Source organism: Pseudoxanthomonas suwonensis J47 (assembly GCF_000513955.1).
Classification (GTDB): Bacteria; Pseudomonadota; Gammaproteobacteria; order Xanthomonadales; family Xanthomonadaceae; genus Pseudoxanthomonas; species Pseudoxanthomonas suwonensis_C.
In genome coordinates, this window is sequence record NZ_KI911329.1 from 21,875 (window position 1) to 39,557 (window position 17,683).

General features: G+C 72.4%; 16 protein-coding genes. 5 read left to right on the plus strand and 11 right to left on the minus strand.

What is annotated here, in order from left to right:
• The first annotated feature begins 11 nt into the window (after positions 1–11).
• The 4 genes from M503_RS0112745 to M503_RS0112760 are packed head-to-tail and all read left to right on the plus strand — an operon-like array spanning position 12 to position 4,387.
• Positions 12–1,085 (plus strand): LacI family DNA-binding transcriptional regulator, encoded by a 1,074-nt coding sequence (locus M503_RS0112745; protein WP_024869886.1) that lies wholly within the window; start codon positions 12–14, stop codon positions 1,083–1,085.
• On the plus strand, positions 1,082–2,131 hold the full coding sequence (locus M503_RS0112750) for an SIS domain-containing protein (RefSeq protein ID WP_051414601.1): 1,050 nt from the start codon (positions 1,082–1,084) through the stop codon (positions 2,129–2,131). Before M503_RS0112745 ends, M503_RS0112750 begins: the two co-directional genes overlap by 4 nt.
• Positions 2,131–3,282 (plus strand): N-acetylglucosamine-6-phosphate deacetylase, encoded by a 1,152-nt coding sequence (gene nagA / locus M503_RS0112755; protein ID WP_028928289.1) that lies wholly within the window; start codon positions 2,131–2,133, stop codon positions 3,280–3,282. Before M503_RS0112750 ends, nagA begins: the two co-directional genes overlap by 1 nt.
• 22 nt (positions 3,283–3,304) lie before the next feature.
• On the plus strand, positions 3,305–4,387 hold the full coding sequence (locus M503_RS0112760; RefSeq protein ID WP_037061401.1) for an acyltransferase family protein: 1,083 nt from the start codon (positions 3,305–3,307) through the stop codon (positions 4,385–4,387).
• A gap of 9 nt (positions 4,388–4,396) precedes the next feature.
• Here M503_RS0112760 and M503_RS0112765 read toward each other — a convergent pair whose 3' ends face one another.
• From M503_RS0112765 to M503_RS0112790, 6 genes are all read right to left on the minus strand, one after another.
• Positions 4,397–5,671, minus strand: coding sequence for an RNA polymerase sigma factor (locus M503_RS0112765; RefSeq protein ID WP_028928291.1), 1,275 nt, complete (start codon positions 5,669–5,671; stop codon positions 4,397–4,399).
• Positions 5,672–5,720: 49 nt separating this feature from the next.
• The gene (locus tag M503_RS0112770) at positions 5,721–6,131 is read right to left on the minus strand and encodes a VOC family protein (RefSeq protein WP_028928292.1); all 411 of its coding nucleotides are present in this window, start codon (positions 6,129–6,131) and stop codon (positions 5,721–5,723) included.
• Positions 6,132–6,246: 115 nt separating this feature from the next.
• Complete coding sequence (locus M503_RS0112775) at positions 6,247–6,672, minus strand: YciI family protein (RefSeq protein ID WP_028928293.1); 426 nt, start codon at positions 6,670–6,672, stop codon at positions 6,247–6,249.
• 67 nt (positions 6,673–6,739) lie between these two features.
• Positions 6,740–7,096: a DUF1428 domain-containing protein gene (locus M503_RS0112780; RefSeq protein ID WP_028919939.1), complete on the minus strand. Its 357-nt coding sequence runs from the start codon at positions 7,094–7,096 to the stop codon at positions 6,740–6,742.
• A gap of 169 nt (positions 7,097–7,265) precedes the next feature.
• Positions 7,266–8,504 carry a multifunctional CCA addition/repair protein gene (locus M503_RS0112785; RefSeq protein WP_028928294.1) on the minus strand — a complete coding sequence of 413 codons (1,239 nt, stop codon included), beginning with the start codon at positions 8,502–8,504 and terminating at the stop codon, positions 7,266–7,268.
• Positions 8,505–8,843: 339 nt separating this feature from the next.
• A complete protein-coding gene (locus M503_RS0112790; RefSeq protein WP_028928295.1) occupies positions 8,844–10,823 on the minus strand; it encodes a transglycosylase SLT domain-containing protein in 1,980 nt (659 codons plus the stop codon).
• An 87-nt stretch (positions 10,824–10,910) separates the two neighbouring features.
• Here M503_RS0112790 and M503_RS0112795 point away from each other — a divergent pair, with 87 nt between their 5' ends.
• Positions 10,911–11,717, plus strand: coding sequence for a sulfite exporter TauE/SafE family protein (locus tag M503_RS0112795; RefSeq protein WP_231472371.1), 807 nt, complete (start codon positions 10,911–10,913; stop codon positions 11,715–11,717).
• 43 nt (positions 11,718–11,760) lie between these two features.
• Here the strand turns inward: M503_RS0112795 and M503_RS0112800 are convergent, their stop codons facing one another.
• The 5 genes from M503_RS0112800 to M503_RS0112820 form a co-directional block, all read right to left on the minus strand.
• The gene (locus tag M503_RS0112800) at positions 11,761–12,525 is read right to left on the minus strand and encodes a DUF4124 domain-containing protein (protein ID WP_051414602.1); all 765 of its coding nucleotides are present in this window, start codon (positions 12,523–12,525) and stop codon (positions 11,761–11,763) included.
• Positions 12,525–13,331: a hypothetical protein gene (locus M503_RS0112805; protein ID WP_231472372.1), complete on the minus strand. Its 807-nt coding sequence runs from the start codon at positions 13,329–13,331 to the stop codon at positions 12,525–12,527. Before M503_RS0112805 ends, M503_RS0112800 begins: the two co-directional genes overlap by 1 nt.
• A gap of 47 nt (positions 13,332–13,378) precedes the next feature.
• Positions 13,379–13,942, minus strand: a complete 564-nt coding sequence (locus M503_RS0112810) for a Sua5/YciO/YrdC/YwlC family protein (RefSeq protein WP_028919945.1) — start codon at positions 13,940–13,942, stop codon at positions 13,379–13,381.
• Positions 13,943–14,003: 61 nt separating this feature from the next.
• Positions 14,004–16,511: a DNA topoisomerase I gene (locus tag M503_RS0112815; protein ID WP_028928297.1), complete on the minus strand. Its 2,508-nt coding sequence runs from the start codon at positions 16,509–16,511 to the stop codon at positions 14,004–14,006.
• A 213-nt stretch (positions 16,512–16,724) separates the two neighbouring features.
• Complete coding sequence (locus M503_RS0112820) at positions 16,725–17,681, minus strand: RDD family protein (protein WP_028919947.1); 957 nt, start codon at positions 17,679–17,681, stop codon at positions 16,725–16,727.
• Between the last annotated feature and the right edge of the window lie 2 nt (positions 17,682–17,683).

Sequence of the window (17,683 nt, forward strand, 5' to 3'; positions counted from 1 at the left end):
ACGAAGAACCGATGCGCAGGCCCACCATCAAGGACGTCGCCGAGCGGGCCAAGGTCTCGCTGAAGACCGTGTCGCGGGTGATCAACAACGAGCCGTCGGTGATGCAGGCGACGCGCTCGCGGGTGCTGGCCGCCATCGCCGAGCTGGACTACGAGCCGGACGCCACCGCGCGCAACCTGCGCAGCGGCACGCCCTTCGTGATCGGGCTGGTCTACGACAACCCCAATCCGTACCACATCATCGGCGTGCAGAACGGCGTGCTGGCGGCCTGCCGGGAAACCGGCTTCGGCCTGCAGATCCAGCCCTGCGACTCCACCTCGCCGCTGCTGGCCGAGGAACTGGCCGAGTTCGTGCAACGCTCGCGCCTGGCCGGGCTGGTGCTGACCGCGCCGATGTCCGAGCGCGCCGACCTGGTCGCCGCGCTGGTGGCGCGCGGCATCCGCGTGGTGCGGATCATCGCCGCCACCGGGGATCCCGGCGATGGTCCCTGCGTCTACATCGATGATCGCGACGCCGCATACGAAGTCACCGAACACCTGATCCAGCTCGGCCACCAGCGCATCGGCTTCCTCTGGGGCGGGGCGCAGCACCGTTCCTCCGGCGAGCGCTACGCCGGCTACGAGGCGGCGCTGAAGGACTACGGCATCCCGCTGGACAAGCATCTGGTGGTGCCGGGCGACTACACCTTCGACGACGGTTTCCGCGGCGCGCGCCGCCTGCTGGCGCTGCGCGAACCGCCGACCGCGATCTTCGGCAGCAACGACGAGATCGCCGCCGGCGTGCTGGCGGCGGCCAAGTCGGTGGGCCTCAACGTGCCCTACGACCTGTCGATCGCCGGCTTCGAGGACAGCCCGTTCTCGCGCCAGTCGTGGCCGCCGCTGACCACCGCCAAGCAGGCCACCGAGGACATCGCCCGCCACGCCGCGCGCCTGCTGATCGGCAGCCTGCGCCAGGACGCCTATGCCGAACACCCGCTGGCCGTGACCAACCAGGGCTTCGTGCCGCAGCTGGTGGTGCGCGGCTCCACCGCGCCGGCGCCGCTGCAGGCGCGGCCGCGACCCGCCACGCCCTCTTCCGAAGCATGACCATGCCAGCGCAACTGCCCGCCGGGAACGCAACGCTGATGCACCGTGAGGCCGCCGAGGCGGCCGACGTCGTCGCCGCCCAGTTCGCGCGCAACCGCGACACCGTCGCCGCGTTGGCCGCGCGCCTGCGCGATGCGCCGCCGCCGTTCGTGGCGACCTGCGCGCGCGGCAGCTCCGATCATGCCGCCACCTACGCCAAGTACCTGTTCGAGACGCGGCTGGGCGTGGTCACCGCCTCGCTGTCGCCTTCCGTCGGGTCGGTCTACGAGGCGCCGCTGCGCCTGCGCGGGGCGCTGTTCATCGCCGTGTCCCAGTCGGGCAGGAGCCCGGACCTGCTGCGCAATGCCGAGGCGGCGAAGGTCGCGGGCGCGCACGTGCTGGCCCTGGTCAACGTCGAGGAGTCGCCGCTGGCGGCGCTGGCCGACACGGTGTTGCCGCTGTGCGCCGGTGCGGAACGGAGCGTGGCGGCGACCAAGAGCTACCTGGCTTCGCTGGCGGCGATCGCGCAGCTGGGCGCGTACTGGTCCGGCGACGCGGCGCTGCTGGCGGCACTGGATGCGCTGCCCGATGCGCTGCGCGAGGCGTGGCAGCAGGACTGGTCGCCGCTGGCCGACGGGCTGGTGGAGGCGCGCAACCTGTTCGTGCTCGGCCGCGGCCTGGGCCTCGGCGCGGCGCAGGAAGCGGCGCTGAAGTTCAAGGAAACCTGTGGCCTGCACGCCGAGGCGTACAGCTCGGCCGAGGTGAAGCACGGGCCGATGGCCCTGGTCGGCGCCGGCTTCCCGGTACTGGTGTTCGCCCAGCCGGACGAAACCGGCGCCGGCGCGGTCGCGGTCGCCGACGAATTCCGCGCGCGCGGCGCGCAGGTGTGGGTGGCAGGCCAGGGCGGGGTGGATGGACGCCTGCCGCTGCCGGCCGCGCCGCATCCGGCGCTGGCGCCGTTGCTCACCGTGCAGGCCTTCTACCGCGCGATCAACGCGCTGGCGCTGCGCCGCGGCCACAACCCGGACCTGCCACCGCACCTCAACAAGGTCACGGAGACGGTGTGATGGCCACGACCGCCCTGCTCAACGCACGCGTGCTTGCCGGCGAAACCCTGCAGGACGGCCTGGCCGTGCTCGTCCGCGACGGGAGCATCGCCGCCGTGCTGCCGGCGGAACAGGCGCGCGTGCAGACCGACGAAGTGCAGGACCTCGATGGCGGCATCCTGCTCCCCGGTTTCATCGATGCCCAGGTCAACGGCGGCGGCGGGGTGCTGTTCAACAACGACACCACGGCCGGTGCGATCGCCGCGATCGGCCGCGCGCACCGGCGCTTCGGCACCACCGGTTTCCTGCCCACGCTGATCAGCGACGACGCGCCGGTGATGGCGCGCGCGGTGGCGGCCACGCGCGAGGCGATCGCCGCCGGCGTCCCCGGCGTGCTGGGCGTGCACCTGGAAGGCCCGTACATCGCGCCGGCACGCAAGGGCACGCACGACGCCAGCAAGTTCCGCGTGCCGGACGCGGCGGAGGTGGCGATGGCCACCTCGCTGGACAACGGCGTCACCCTGGTTACCCTGGCGCCGGAACAGGTGCCGCTGGACACCATCCGCGCCATGGTCGCGCGCGGCGCCATCGTCGCCGCCGGCCACACCGCCGCGACCTATGAACAGGCGCGTGCGGGCCTGGACGCCGGCCTGCGCGGCTTCACCCACCTGTACAACGCCATGTCGCCGCTGCAGGGACGCGAGCCGGGCGCGGTCGGCGCCGCGCTGGAGGACCGCGAGGCCTGGTGCGGGATCATCGTCGACGGCGTGCACGTGCACCCGGCCAGCCTGCGCGTGGCGCTGGCGGCCAAGCCGCGCGGCAAGCTGTACCTGGTCACCGATGCGATGCCGATGGTCGGCGCCGACGATCCCTCGTTCGCGCTGTACGGCGAGGTGATTACCGCGGTGGACGGCGTGGTCCGCAATGCCGCCGGCGCGCTGGCCGGTTCGGCGCTGGACATGGCCACCGCCGTGCGCAACAGCGTGCGCCTGCTCGGCCTGCCGCTGGAGGAGGCCGCGCGCATGGCCTCGACCTATCCGGCACGGTTCCTCGGCCTGGATGATCGCCTGGGCCGCATCGCGGCAGGCTACCGCGCCGACCTGGTGCTGCTCGACGAGGCGCTGCAGGTGCGCGCGACCTGGATCGGCGGCGCGCGCGAGGACGTGGCATGACCCCGGCGCCGGCCGCGGCCTGATGGGCGGCGGTCCGGCCACGCCGCCGCGCTTCGCCTCGGTCGACGCCCTGCGCGGGCTGACCGTGGCGGCGATGCTGCTGGTGAACACGCCCGGCGACTGGGGCCACGTCTACGCGCCGTTGCTGCATGCGCCCTGGCACGGCTGCACGCCGACCGACCTGGTGTTCCCGTTCTTCCTCTTCATCGTCGGCGTGTCGATCGCGCTGGGCGTGGTGCCGCGGCTGGAGCGCGGCGCCGGGCGCGCGCCGCTGGCACGCGCGGTCGTGCTGCGTTCGCTGCGCATCATCGGCCTGGGCCTGCTGCTGCACCTGACGGCCTGGTGGTGGCTCGACCAGGCGTACTTCCGTCCATGGGGCGTGCTGCAGCGGATCGGCCTGTGCTTCCTTGGCGCGGGCATGGTCGCGCTGTGGCTGAAGCCGCGCGCGCAGTGGATCCTGCTCACCGTGCTGCTGCTGGGCGGGTGGGCACTGCTGGCGCTTGGCGGCAGCTCCGAGCCCTGGGACAACCTCGCCAGCCGCATCGACGATGCGCTCGCCGGGCCGTGGCTGTACCAGCACGATCCGGCCAGCGGCCGCGGCCACGATCCCGAAGGCCTGCCCAGCACCCTCGGCGCCCTGGCGACCACGCTGCTGGGACTGCGCGCCGGCGACTGGCTGCGTCGTGGCGCCACGCAGCGGTTGTGGCAGGCGGGCCTCGCACTGCTGCTGCTCGGCCTGCCCTGGTCGCTGCTGCTGCCCTGGAACAAGAACCTGTGGACCTCGTCCTACGTGGCCTGGACCGGTGGCTGGGCGATGCTGGCGCTGGCCGCGGCGCACGTGCTCGTCGACCGCCGCGGCTGGCCGGCGCTGGGACGCAGCTTCGGCGTCAACGCGATCGCCGCGTATGCCGGATCGGCGCTGATGGTCTACGCGCTGGCGGCGTCGGGTGCGTGGTCGTGGCTTTACGCCACGCTCTTCGCCGGCTGGATGACGCCGCGCTTCGGGCCGTACCTGCCGTCGCTGGCCTTCGCCCTGGCGTTCACCGGGTTCTGGTGGCTGGTCGTGCGCTGGATGGACCGGCGCGGCTGGCACCTGCGGATCTGACCGGCGCACTCACGCCGTGCACTGCGCGGCGCGCTGCAGCAGCAGCGTGCGCTCGCGGGCGTTGCCCGCCAGCTCCGCGGCGCGTTCGAATTCCACGCGTGCTTCGTCCAGCCGGCCCAGCCGGAACAGCAGGTCGCCGCGGACGCTGGGCAGCAGGTGGTAGTTGGCCAGCTTCGGTTCGTCGCGCAGCGCATCCACGCTTTCCAGCGCCGCTTCCGGGCCGGAAGCCATCGACACGGCGACCGCGCGGTTGAGCTCGACCACCGGCGACGCCGCCAGCTGCACCAGCGCGTCGTAGAGGGCGACGATGCGCGCCCAGTCGGTATCGGCAGCGGTGGGCGCGCGCGCGTGGCAGGCGGCGATGGCGGCCTGCAGCGCATACGGCCCCAGCGTGCCGCCGAGCTGGCGCGCGTGTTCCAGCGCTTCCAGGCCGCGGCCGATCAGCAGGCGGTCCCAGCGCGAGCGGTCCTGGTCCAGCAGCAGCACCGGTTCGCCGTCGGGGCCGGTGCGTGCGTGCAGGCGCGAGGCCTGGATCTCCATCAGCGCGACCAGGCCGTGCACCTCCGGCTCGCGCGGCATCAGCCCGGCCAGCACCCGGCCCAGGCGCAGCGCTTCCTCGCACAGCGCCGGACGCACCCAGTCGTCGCCGCTGGTGGCCGCGTAGCCTTCGTTGAACACCAGGTAGATCACGCCGAGCACGGCCGACAGGCGCTCGGGCAATTCCTCGCGCCGCGGGATCTCGAACGGCACGTTGGCCTCGGCCAGGGTGCGCTTGGCGCGGACGATGCGCTGGGCGATGGTTGGCTCGCTGGCGAGGAAGGCGCGGGCGATCTCGCCGGTCTCCAGGCCGCCGAGCAGGCGCAGGGTCAGCGCCACCCGCGATTCCGGCGGCAGCACCGGATGGCAGGCGATGAACATCAGCCGCAGCACATCGTCGCCGACCGGATCGTCGAGCAGCAGCTCGTCGCGTTCGCCGGCCCCCTCCTGCCACTGCTCCAGCTCGTAGGCGACCTCGACGTGCTTCTGCTCGCGCAGCTTGAGGTGGCGCAGGCGGTCGATCGCACGGTTGCGCGCGGTGGTCATCAGCCACGCGCCCGGATTGTCGGGCACGCCGGTGTCCGGCCATTTCTCCAGCGCTGCGACCAGCGCGTCCTGGGCCAGCTCCTCGGCCAGGCCGACGTCGCGCACCATCCGGGTCAGGCCGGCGATGACGCGCGCCGACTCCATCCGCCAGACCGCGTCGATGGTGCGATGGATCTCCGCGTGGTGGGCTGCGGGGCTCATGGCGGCCGATCACACCATCCGCATGCGCCGCGGGCAAGTCCCGCGACATTCATCCCTGCGGGGGCAGTGCGTCCGGGTTCATGTGGAACGGCTCCCACTGGTGCCCGTCCAGGTCGGCGAAGCTCTGCTGGTACATGAAGCCGAGGTCGCGCGCCGGCTGGGTGACGGTACCGCCGGCGGCGACGACCTTCGCCACCATCCCATCGACCGCCTCCCGGCTTTCCAGCGCCAGCGCGACCAGCACCTCGGTCTGCCGGGTGGCGTCGCTGACGGGCTTGCCGGTGAAGGTGGCGAAGTAGGGCTCCACCAGCAGCATCACGAAGATGTTCTCGCCGACCAGCATGCAGGTGGCGTTCTCGTCGGTGAACTGCGGGTTGAAGCTGAAACCCAGCGCGGTGAAGAACGCCACCGAGCGGTCGAGGTCCTTCACCGGCAGGTTGACGAAGATCTGGCTGGCCATGGTGCGTTCCTTTCCGGTCAGGATCCGGGGCGCGGACCGGAGCAGTTGACCGTCCAGCACACGCCGTAACGGTCGATGAGGCGGCCGCAGCGCCCGGCCGGCCTTGCAGTGCGGCTCAGCCGCGGTTGCCGATCTGCTCGCGCAGGCGCCGTTCCTGCTCGCGCAGTTCCGGGGTGAACTCCTCGCCGAAGTCCTCTTCCTCGAACACCGGCCGGATCTCGATCTCGCTGTCCTCGGGCATCGGGTTGGGGCAGCGCCGCACCCATTCGATGGCTTCCTCCATCGAGCGCACCTGCCACAGCCAGAACCCGGCGACCAGCTCCTTGGTCTCGGTGAACGGACCGTCGACCACGCTGCGCTGTTTGCCGGAGAAGCGCACCCGCACGCCCTTCGAACTCGGGTGCAGGCCTTCGCCGGCCAGCATCACCCCGGCCTTGACCAGTTCCTCGTTGTAGCGGCCCATGTCCGCCAGCAGCTGTTCGCTGGGCATGACCCCGGCTTCGGAGCTGGGCGTCGCCTTGACCATCACCATCACGCGCATGTCGCTGTCTCCTCGTTGCCGTTTCCTCCCACGACGGATGCCCGGTGCCGCAATCGACAGCCTTCGCTCAGAACTGCACGATCGGCTTGAAGCCGCCCCAGAACATGCGCTTGCCGTCGAAGGGCAGGGTCGCCGGATCCAGGCTGGACAGGCGCGGATCGGCCATCACCCTGGCGTTGACCCGGTCGCGGTGGGCGCGCGAGCGGAAGCGGATCCAGGCGAACACCACGACCTCGCCGGGCTTGAGCTTCACCGCCTGCGGGAACGAGGTGCGCTTGCCTGGCTGCACGTCGTCGGCCACGCATTCCACGTACTCGAGCGCGCCGTACTCGAGCCAGATCTTTCCCGCCTTGCGCGCGAGCTTGCGGTAGTCCTCGACCCGGTCCGCCGGGACCGGAAGCACGAAACCGTCCACGTAAGCCATCGCCGTTCCTCCTCGCTGCCAGGGATCCATTCTCCTGTTGCAACGACGACGGGCCCGCAGGGCGGAAATCGACACCGTCCCTGGCAGGTCGCAGCCGTGCATGGGCCTGGGCCGGTACGGGCGAGGACGCCGGTCCCGCCGCGGGGCAATCCGTTGCGGGCGCTCCGCGTCAGCCGGGACGACGCAGGGTGCGTGCCGCGGCGATCGCCGCCACCCGTGCACGCTGCACGGCGCGGCCGACCTCCGGGCCGGTGAGGCCTTCGGCCAGCGCCAGGTCGCGGGCGTTGACCGCCGCGGCGGCGGCATGCAGGCGGCACAGCTCCGGGCCCTGCGGGTAGTCGGCGTCCTCGCTGCCGAGGCGGCCGCGCTTGTCGGCCTCGCAGCACAGGGCGATGCGTGCGACCTGTCCGGGCTGGCGGAAGGCGTCGCAGCGTTCCAGCAGCTGCAGCACGGTGTCGTCGCGCAGTTCGGCCAGGCGATGCACGTTGAGGTGCTCGCGGCACACCGCCTCGGCCAGGCGGCGGTGCGCAGTGGGGATGCGCAGGCGCTCGCACAGCCGGGCCAGTGGCTTCAGTCCGGCGCTTTCGTGGCCGATGTGCTTCGGCAGCACGTGCGCGGGGGTGAGCGCCTTGCCGAGGTCGTGGGTGAGCGCGGCGAAGCCCACCATGTCGTCGCCAGGCGCGAGGCGGGCGGCCATGTCGCTGACCAGTTCCTGGTGGGTGCCGGTGTCGACTTCGGGATGGAACTCGGCGCGCTGCGGCACGCCGTACAAAGCGTCGACCTCGGGCAGGACCACGGCCAGGGCGCCGCTGGCGCGCAGGGTGGAGAGGAAGGCGGAGGGCTTCGGCGCGGCCAGCGCCTTGCGCAGTTCCTGCCACACGCGTTCGGCGACCAGGGTTTCCAGTTCGCCGCCGGCGACCATCCGCCGCATCAGCTCGATCGTTTCCGGGGCGACGCTGAAGCCCAGCGGTGCGAAACGGGCCATGAAACGGGCGGCGCGCAGGACGCGCAGGGGATCCTCGGCGAAGGCGGGACCGATGTGGCGCAGCACACGCCGTTCGATGTCGTCGGTGCCGCCGTAGGGGTCGATGAGGTTGCCGCGGGCGTCACGCGCGATGGCGTTGATGGTGAAGTCGCGGCGCTGCAGGTCTTCTTCGAGGGTCACCGAGGGATCGGCGTCGACGACGAAGCCGCGGTGGCCGCGGCCGCTCTTGCGTTCGGTGCGGGCAAGGGCGTGTTCTTCGCCGGTGTCGGGATGCAGGAACACGGGGAAGTCGCGGCCGACGGGGCGGAAGCCGGCGTCGAGCATCTGTTGCGGGGTGGCGCCGACGACGACCCAGTCGCGGTCCCCGGGCGGCAGCCCCAGCAGTTCATCGCGGACCGCGCCGCCGACCAGGTAGGTTTCCATGCGCGCATCGTAGCGTGGGCGCCGGTGGTGAAGCAGGGCGCTGGCAACCTCTGGCGCGTCGCCACGCGCCGCCGGGAATGCACCAGGGCGCTGGCGCCGTCTGCCGCGTCGCCACGCGCTTGCTGCCTCACCGCTACCACAGCGACTGCGAACCCGGCACATCCAGAGCCGCTTGCGGCATACCCCCGCGCTGCCGCGTCTTCGGGTGCGTCGGGGGCGCGGGTTCCATCTCCCCTCTCCCCACGGGAGAGGGGCAGGGGGTGAGGGTCGGGACCCTGGAGGCGTCGGAATGCCGGCCCTTTCCCCGACCCTTCTCCGTAGGGGAGAAGCGCCTGGCAGTTACGACGCCGGTGTCGGGCAGGCGAACGCCTTGCGCTTGCCTTCGGTGCGGCCGAGCATGCGGTCGCTCACCGGCAGGGCGTCGCCGTTGAGGCGCCAGTCGTAGATGGCGCTGAAGGCGAGCACGCGGGCGACGTAGTCGCGGGTTTCCTTGTAGCTGATCGTCTCGATCCACAGGTCCGGATCGTGCGCGGGACGCTGCGACAGCCAGCGCGCGGTGGGCGTGGGGCCGGCGTTGTAGGCGGCGATGGCCTGGTAGGTAGCGCCGTACTTGTCCTCCATCTCGCGCAGGTAGGCGCTGCCCAGGGCGATGTTGACGGACGAGTCGTACAGGCTGTCCGCGCCGGAATAGGGCAGGCCGGTGCGGCGCGCCACGGCGGCGGCCGTGGAGGGCAGCAGCTGCATCAGGCCGCGGGCATTCGCGGAGGAGCGCGCGGTCGGGGTGAAGATGCTTTCGGCGCGGATCTCGGCGGCGATCCACGCCGGATCCAGGCCATTGCGCTTCGCGGCGGCGCGGATGTCCGCGTCGTGGTGCAGCGGGAAGCGCAGCTCGTACAGGCGCTGCTCCTCGGGCACCTTGCCCAGCGAGAACACGGCGCGGTCGAACCAGCCGTGTTCCTGTGCCAGCGCCACCGCGGCGCGACGCCTCGGGTCGTCGAAGCGCGACAGCGCGTCGTTCCACTCGCGCGTCGCCCAGCCGGTCTGGTCGATGCGGTACAGGGCCAAGGCGCGCTGCAACGCCGGGTCGCGCGCGACCTCGGTGCGCAGCGACGGCGGATCGCCCGGCTGCCAGGGGCACAGCGCATAGGGCAGGCCGAGGCGGTCGGCGGCGAGGAAGCCGTGGAAGCTGGGCGAGGTGGCGGCGGCGCGGAACAGCGCCTGCGCTTCGGCGGCGCGGCCGGTCTTCTCCAGCATGCGCCCTTCGAACCAGCGCCAGCGCGCATCCGCGCGCTGCTTCGCCGGCATCAGGCGGATGGCCTCCAGCGCCGCGGCCCAGTCGCCGCGCGCCATCGCCTCGCGCGCGCGCCATTCGTGCAGGCGTTCGTCGTACGACGCGGCCGGCACCGCGGCGAGGCGCCGCGCCGAATCGGGCAGGTACGAGGCCACCGTCCACAACGCGACCTGGTACAGCACCTTGCCGCGCTCGGCTTCGGTCATGCCCAGCTGCGGCGCCAGTTGCGCGAGGTGGCGCTCGGCGGCATCGGGGGCGTTCTTCGCCAGCCGGGCGAGGCCGGCGGCGGCGACCTGGCGGCTGCGCGTGTCGCGCGGCCACTGCGCGGTGCGCGCGTGCGGCGACTGCACGAAGGCGGCGTAGTCCTGGGCCAGCGCCTGCGCCTGGCTCGGCAGGCCACGCGCGGCGGCGCGCATCACCCCGGGTTCGCCCTCGGCGACGGCCAGGTCGAAGCGTTCCCAGCGCAGCGCATCGTCCAGCCCGCCGCGCGCGGCGAGGCTGGCGAAGGTGCGGTCGCAGGCGTCGGGCAGCGACTTGCCGCTGCGCCACAGTGCCTGGGCCTGCGCGTTCCAGTCCGGGTCGGTGCGGCCCAGCGCGGCCTGCGCGTTGAGCCAGGAGCAGCGCAGCGCCGGATCCTCGAGCGGGCGCCAGTCGGCGAGGAAATCGCTCCACTGCTCGCGCCGCGCCAGCGAGGCCAGCCACAGCGGACGCAGGGCGTTGGCGACGGCCTGGCCGTCGTAACGCTGCAGGAAGGCACGCACCTGCGCGGCATCGGCGCGGTCGAGGTCGCGCGACAGGCGCGCGAATTCCACCCATGGCCAGCGCGGATCCTGGCGCAGCGACGCGTCGGACGCGCTGGCCGGTTCGCCGCGCTGGGCGGCGGCGATGGCGGAACGGATCGCCGCGTCGTTGGCGGCGCCGGGGGCGGCAACCTGCGCCTGCGCGCACAGCGGGGACAGCGCGAGCAGCAGGGCCAGCCAGGGCTGGCGCAGGCTTCGCGAGGAAAAGATGGTGGCGCGGCGCGACATGCGTTCGAATATACCCAACGGGCCTGAACGGCCGTGACGACGGCCGGCATGGCGCGTCGTGGCCGCCGCCCACTGCTGGAGCGTTCCGTGTCGCTGCTGATCCTGCTGCTGTTCCCCGTGCTCGGCGTGGTCGCCGGCATCCTCGCCGGCCTGCTCGGGATCGGCGGCGGACTTGTCCTGGTCGCCGCGCTGGCGTGGCTGCTGCCGCTGGCCGGCGTGCCGCAGGAATCGGCGATGCACGCGGCGCTGGCCAGTTCGCTGGCGAGCATCGTGCTCACCGGTGCCTCCTCGGCGCGCGCACATGCGCGGCGCGGCAGCGTGCTGTGGCCGACGGTGGCGTGGATGGTGCCGGGCCTGCTGCTGGGCAGCTGGCTGGGCAGCGGCCTGGCGGTGGCGCTGGACGACACGGTGCTGCGCTGGATCGTCTCCGGCTACTGCCTGCTGGCGGCTTGGCAGATCGGCTTCGGCCGCACCCGCACGCCGGCCGATGGCAGCGAGGTGGCGCCGCCGCGTGGCTGGCCGATGACCCTTGCCGGTGGCGGCATCGGCGCGCTGTCGGCAGTGGTCGGCATCGGCGGCGGCAGCATGACCGTGCCGGTGCTGGTCTGGCATGGCGTGGTGCCCGTGCGCGCGGTGGGCACTTCCAGCGCCTGTGGCGTGGTGATCGGCCTGGCCAGCGCGCTCGGCTATGCGCTGCATGCGCCGGCGGGCGCGCTGCCGGAATACGCGATCGGTTACGTGTACCTGCCGGCGGCGTTGGGCGTGGCGGTGGCCTCGGTGCTGGCGGCGCCCTGGGGCACGCGGCTGGCGCACCGGCTCAGCGGCAACGCGCTGCGCAAGGTGTTCGCGCTGTTCCTGCTGCTGGTGGGCCTGAGCGTGCCTTGGTCCGGCTGAGCGTGCCGGCCGCCGCGCGCTGCCACACCTCGCGCACCCAGGCTCAGTCGCCGCAGCTCTGCGCCACGATCCCGCGGCGCCGCTGGTATTCGGCGCGGCGCCATTCGACGTTGTCGGGATGGGCGAAGCGCCAGCGCGCTTCGGCCTCGCGCGCGTGGCGCCGCCAGGCTTCGCAGGCGCCTTCGGCCGGCACCGGCGTGCACGGGTCGCGGATGACCTCGCAGGCGGTGCCGGCGCCGGTGGCGGGATTGCCGTCCAGGCCGACGGTGCGCAGGGGCACGCAGCGCGGCTCCGGCTCGGCCTGCTCGGACAGGTAGCGGTCGCCCTCGCGGCTGGCGCACTGGAACAGCGGCGGCGGTGGCGGCAGCGCGGGTGCATCGGCGGGTGGCGCTTCGCGGACCAGGTCGGCGCTGTCGAGGATGCGCGGCTCCGGGCCCACGCTGGTGGTGACGAAGCCGCCGTCGCGGGAGCGCTGGAGGCCCGGCGGAATTTCCGGCCGCGCGGACGGCGCGGTGACGACGGGCGCGGCCCCTGCGGCCCCGGCGCGCGGCACGGCCTGCGGCGGTGGTGGTGGCGTCGCGCCAGCCACCTTCGCGGCGGCTCCCGGACTGGTCGGGACCTCCGCCACCGGCTGCTCGCGCTGGGTCGTCCCGGGCGGGCAGGGCTGGCTCTGGATGGTGAGGTTGCCGGCCGCGTCGGTGCAGCGGTACAGCGTCACCGCCTGGGCGCGCGCGTCGCCCGGCGCGGTGCCGGCCAGCGCGAACAGCCAGCCGCAGGACAGGAGCGTGGCGCGGATCGGCAGGGCCATCAGGAGCGGCAGTCGCTGGCCATGCGCTCGTCGATCAGCGCCTGCTCGCGGTCGAGTTCGGCGCGGCCGCTGGGCATGGCGGCGTGGTAGACGCGCAGTATCTCGTAGCGGCGGTCGGAGAGGCGCCGGCACACGTCCTCCTGCGGCAGGCGCACGCAGGCGTCGCGCACCCAGCTGCCGCCGGCCATGACCGGCACCGGTCCCGGATGCTGCGGAAGGCCGGGTGGATGCGGCGGGCGCGGCGGGTTGCCCGGCGGATGCGGTGGGCGTGGCGATGGCCCGCTCCCGCCCGGCGGGACGACCGGTGGCCGCACCGGCGGCCGCGACGCCACGGGAAAACCCAGCGTCCACAGCGGCACCCAGCGCGGGTTTCCGTCGTCGTCGTCGCTGGTATAGGTGGTGCCGTCCGGCGCGGTGCATTCGAACATCGGCCGCGGCGGCTGCAGGTGCACGGTATGGACTTCGCGCACCGGCGATTCCGCTCCGGAGGTCGGCGCGGGCGCGGGAACGGCGGGACGCGGCGGCGGATCCTGCGGGCGCTGCATCTGCACCACCTCGGACTTCTCGCCGGCCAGGCACGGCGAATCGCGCAGCGCGACCAGGCGGCCGTTGCCGTCGAGGCAGCGGTAGACGGTGACCTTGCCGGCGGCCGGCCCGGCTGCGTCGGCCGCCAACGCGGGCAGGCAGGCGCAGAGCAGCGCGAGTGCGGCGGAAGCGCCGGTCGACGCCACCCGCAGGCAGGAGGTCGCGCGCATGGGGCCAGCGACCGGGGTTGCAGGTGGATCGCGCAGCGGGCACTTCGACATGGCCATCTCCTTGCAGGGCAGCCAGGACGGAAGATCGCCGGTGCCGCTCAGTCCCGCAACACGCTGCCGTCCAGCGCCACGCGGATCTGCGTGGGCCGGTCCAGGCCGCCGGTCTCGCCGGCGACGATGCCGTCGAGGGTATCGTGCAGCGCCGGGTCGAGCTGGGCGCGCGAACGCGCCGGCGGCTTGCCGGCGAGGTTGGCGCTGGTCGACACCAGCGGGCCGCCGAAGGCCTCGCTCAGCGCCACCACGGTCGCATGCGCGCTGATCCGCACGGCGATGCTGTCGCGGCCGCCGGTGACCCAGCGCGGCGCGCCTTCGGCGGCGGGCATCACCCAGGTGTGTGGGCCGGGCCAGGTGGCGAGCACCGCGGCCAGGCGTTCGGCCGGCAGGGCCGCCAGGTCCAGCCAGCGGCGCAGCGGATCGATGTGCGCGGCGACCAGGATCAGGCCCTTCTCGAGCGGGCGCTGCTTGAGACGCAGCAGGCGCAGCACCGCGGTCTCGTTGTCCGGATCGCAGCCGAGGCCCCACACCGCTTCGGTGGGGTAGGCGACCAGCCCGCCGCGCTGCAGCAGCGCGGCGGCGTCATCGATGTCGAGGGTGCGTGCCATGGGTGGCGATGTTAGCCACAGCGATCCGGCCGGCGGATGAAGGGCCGGGGTGACGCCGGTCTCAGAACGGCGGCGCGTCGTCGGCGGCGGAGCGGGCGGCCTTCTTCGCCGCGGTCTTGCCGGCGGTGGTCTTCGCCGCCTTCTTCGCCGCGGTCTTCTTCGTCGCCTTCTTTGCGGCCTTCTTTGCCGTGGCCTTCTTCACCGGCTTTTCCGTCGTTTCCTTCTCCGCCGCCTTCTTCGCGGTGGTTTTCTTCGCCGCCTTGGCGCCGAAGCCGCGGCGCGCCGGCTTGCCGGTCTCGGCCAGCAGCTGCTGCACCTCCTCCAGGGTCAGCGAGGACGGCTCGCGGTCCTTGGGGATCTTGCCGTTGAGCTTGCCGTCGCTGATGTACGGGCCGAAGCGGCCGTTGAGCACCTGGATGTCGCTGCCGGGGAATTCCTTGATCACGCGGTTGCGCGCGATCTCTTCCTTCTCCTCGATCAGGAACACCGCGCGCGCCAGGTCGATCTTGTACGGATCGTCCTCCTTCTTCAGCGAGGCGTAGGTGCTGCCGCGCTTGGCGAACGGGCCGAAGCGGCCGATGCCGACGCTGACCTGCTGGCCGTTGCTCTCGCCGAGGATGCGCGGCATGTCGAACAGCTTCAGCGCCTCCTCCAGGGTGATGGAGTAGATGCTCTGGCCCGGCTGCAGCGATGCGAACTTCGGCTTCTCCTCGTCCTCGACGGTGCCGATCTGCACCATCGGGCCGAAGCGGCCGATGCGCGCGCTGACTTCCTTGCCGGTCTCCGGATCCACGCCCAGCGAGCGCGAGCTGCCGGCGTCGGTGCGGTCCAGCGATTCCTTCTTGTCCTCGACCAGTTCCTTGAACGGGCCCCAGAACTTCTCCATCAGCGGGACCCATTCCTCCTCGCCGCGGGAGACGGCATCGAGCTCGTCCTCCATGCGCGCGGTGAAGTCGTAGTCCACGTAGCGGGTGAAGTGGCCGGCCAGGAACTTGCTGACCGCGCGGCCCACGTCGGTGGGCTTGAACGCGCGGCCTTCCATTTCCGCGTACTTGCGGAACAGCAGGGTCTGGATGATCGAGGCATAGGTCGACGGGCGGCCGATGCCGTATTCCTCCAGCGCCTTGACCAGCGCCGCTTCGGTGTAGCGCGGCGGCGGCTGGGTGAAGTGCTGGTCGGCGTGGATGCGGTCCAGCGGCACGCGTTCGCCGGGCTTGAGCGGCGGCAGCTTGCGGCCCTCGTCGTCGTCCTCGGCGGTCTTCGTGTCCTTGCCTTCCTCGTACACGGCGAGGAAGCCCGGGAACACCACGGTGGTGCCGCTGGCGCGGAACGAGTGCTCGCTGCCGGCGGCCAGGTCGACCGAGACGGTGTTGAGCGTGGCCGGCACCATCTGGCTGGCCACCGCGCGCTTCCACACCAGTTCGTAGAGCTTGCGCTCGTCGTCGGTGAGGTAGCGGGCGACCGAAGCCGGGGTGCGCAGCGCCGAGGTCGGGCGGATCGCCTCGTGCGCTTCCTGGGCGTTCTTCGACTTGGTCTGGTAGACGTTGGGCTTGTCCGGCACCGAGGCGGTGCCGAAGTCGCGGGCGATCACGTCGCGGATCTCGGCCACCGCTTCCTGCGACAGGTTCACCGAGTCGGTACGCATGTAGGTGATCAGGCCGACCGTGCCCTCGTCGCCCAGGCTGACGCCTTCGTACAGTTTCTGCGCCACCTGCATGGTCTTGCGCGTGGTGAAGCCGAGCTTGCGCGAGGCTTCCTGCTGCAGGGTCGAGGTGGTGAACGGCGGCGCCGGGCGGCGCTTGCGTTCCTTGCTGGCCACGTCGGTGACGTGCAGCGCGCCGGCGGCGGCCTGCTGCAGGCGCAGCCGTGCGGCCTCGGCGGTCTCGCCGTCGGTGATGGTGAACTGCTCGAACTTCTGCCCGTCCAGCTTCACCAGCTTGGCGGTGAACGGCTGCGAGGCGTGCGCCAGCTCGGCGCCGATGCTCCAGTACTCGCGCGCCCTGAACGCCTCGATCTCCTCCTCGCGCTCGACGATCATGCGCAACGCCGGCGACTGCACGCGGCCGGCCGACAGGCCCGGCTGCACCTTGCGCCACAGCACGGGCGAAAGGTTGAAGCCGACCAGGTAGTCCAGCGCGCGGCGCGCCTGCTGCGCGTCGACCAGCTCGCCGGCGATCTGCCGCGGCTGGGTCATCGCCTCGCGGATCGCGCGCGGGGTGATCTCGGTGAAGACGACGCGATGCAGCGGCTTGCCGTCGAGCAGGCCGCGCTCCTTGAGGATCTCGGCGATGTGCCAGCTGATCGCCTCGCCCTCGCGGTCCGGGTCGGTCGCCAGGTAGATGTCGTCGGCGGCCTTGGCCGCCCTGGCGATCGCCTCGACGTGCTTCTCGTTCTTCTCGATCAGGTCGTAGCGCATGGCGAAGCCGCGCTCGGGGTCGACCGCACCCTCCTTGGGCACCAGGTCGCGCACGTGCCCGTAGGAGGCCAGGACGGTGAAGTCCTTGCCGAGGTATTTGTTGATCGTCTTGGCCTTGGCGGGCGATTCGACGATGAGCAGGTGCTTGGGCATGGGGTCCGTTTCTGTGCTGCTGCGGCGTCCTTCCGGGACGCGTGCGGGCGGTGAGGGCGGCGTGAAGAACGCGCCCGCCAGAGATGCCGACGCCCGGGAGGGGGCCCCCGGGCGCGGTCACTGTCCTTTTTATAGGTGAATCACGCCGCGGCCGGCCGTGTCAAGCCGGCCGGCCGGGCGGGGGGCCGCCAGGACGGCCCCCCGGCGCGTGGCTCAGTGCCAGCGCATCGAGGACAGCATGCCGATGAAGGCGACCATGGCGATGATGCCCAGCACCATCAGCAGGCCGAAGATGACCAGGACCACCACGGTCACCGTGTCCAGCCCGCGTTTCTGCATCTGCGGCTGGGCGGTGAAGGCGTAGCGGTCGACCACCAGGGTGTCGCAGAGCATGTCGTGCAGGGCCTGCTTGCGCTGTGTGAAGGCGACCATCAGGCCCGATACCAGCACGCCCACGCCGCAGGTGAAGATCGCGAACACCAGGTAGGCGACGTAGCGCAGCAGCGCGCGGCCGAAGCCGACCGGATCGCCGTTGCCGCGCACGACCTTCACCCCGACCGCCATCTTGCCCAGGCTGGCCTGGCTGCTGGAGGAGTGCATCCAGGCGAAGTACAGCGCGGGCACGCCGAAGCTGATCGCATAGTTCAGGGTCAGGAAGCCGACGCTCATGCCGGTTTCGGCGAAACCGCCACTGGCCAGGTTGGACATGCTCAGGCCGAACACCAGCATCAGCGGGATCAGCAGGGCGTAGCTGATGATGCCGGTGATGAAGCCGTCCAGGACGCTGGCGGCGAAGCGGCGCCAGAGGCCGGCATGGACCACGTCGTCGGCATCCACGGTCGCCGCGGCCGCCGCGTAGGTGTAGCCGGCATGGCCGCCGCTGGCCGCGTGGGCGGGGACCTGCGGCACGGCCGGGATGGCGTCGGCCGGCGTCGTCTCGACGGCCGGCACCGGCTCCGGACCGGCGCGGAAGTCCAGGGTCGGCGGCGGGGCTTCGTCCAGGCCCAGTTCGGCGCGCACCGTGCCCAGCGGCTGCCAGGCGGCCATGCCGTCGCGCCAGACCAGGGTGGCCGCGTCGACCTCGCCGCCGTGGAACAGGCGGGCGATCTCGGTGGCGGGCAGCGGGCCGAGCTGGCGGCGCTGGCGATCGGCGTAATACCACTGGGTCATGC

Bases quoted from the DNA above. Each gene is read 5' to 3' on its own strand.
- M503_RS0112765 (WP_028928291.1), bottom strand. From the start codon at position 5,671: ATGAGCCCCGCAGCCCACCACGCGGAGATCCATCGCACCATCGACGCG.
- M503_RS0112785 (WP_028928294.1), bottom strand. From the start codon at position 8,504: ATGGAAACCTACCTGGTCGGCGGCGCGGTCCGCGATGAACTGCTGGGG.
- M503_RS0112760 (WP_037061401.1), top strand. From the start codon at position 3,305: ATGGGCGGCGGTCCGGCCACGCCGCCGCGCTTCGCCTCGGTCGACGCC.
- M503_RS0112790 (WP_028928295.1), bottom strand. From the start codon at position 10,823: ATGTCGCGCCGCGCCACCATCTTTTCCTCGCGAAGCCTGCGCCAGCCC.
- M503_RS0112810 (WP_028919945.1), bottom strand. From the start codon at position 13,942: ATGGCACGCACCCTCGACATCGATGACGCCGCCGCGCTGCTGCAGCGC.
- M503_RS0112800 (WP_051414602.1), bottom strand. From the start codon at position 12,525: ATGGCCCTGCCGATCCGCGCCACGCTCCTGTCCTGCGGCTGGCTGTTC.
- M503_RS0112820 (WP_028919947.1), bottom strand. From the start codon at position 17,681: ATGACCCAGTGGTATTACGCCGATCGCCAGCGCCGCCAGCTCGGCCCG.
- M503_RS0112775 (WP_028928293.1), bottom strand. From the start codon at position 6,672: ATGCGCGTGATGGTGATGGTCAAGGCGACGCCCAGCTCCGAAGCCGGG.
- M503_RS0112815 (WP_028928297.1), bottom strand. From the start codon at position 16,511: ATGCCCAAGCACCTGCTCATCGTCGAATCGCCCGCCAAGGCCAAGACG.
- nagA (WP_028928289.1), top strand. From the start codon at position 2,131: ATGGCCACGACCGCCCTGCTCAACGCACGCGTGCTTGCCGGCGAAACC.
- M503_RS0112750 (WP_051414601.1), top strand. From the start codon at position 1,082: ATGACCATGCCAGCGCAACTGCCCGCCGGGAACGCAACGCTGATGCAC.
- M503_RS0112780 (WP_028919939.1), bottom strand. From the start codon at position 7,096: ATGGCTTACGTGGACGGTTTCGTGCTTCCGGTCCCGGCGGACCGGGTC.
- M503_RS0112805 (WP_231472372.1), bottom strand. From the start codon at position 13,331: ATGTCGAAGTGCCCGCTGCGCGATCCACCTGCAACCCCGGTCGCTGGC.
- M503_RS0112745 (WP_024869886.1), top strand. From the start codon at position 12: ATGCGCAGGCCCACCATCAAGGACGTCGCCGAGCGGGCCAAGGTCTCG.
- M503_RS0112770 (WP_028928292.1), bottom strand. From the start codon at position 6,131: ATGGCCAGCCAGATCTTCGTCAACCTGCCGGTGAAGGACCTCGACCGC.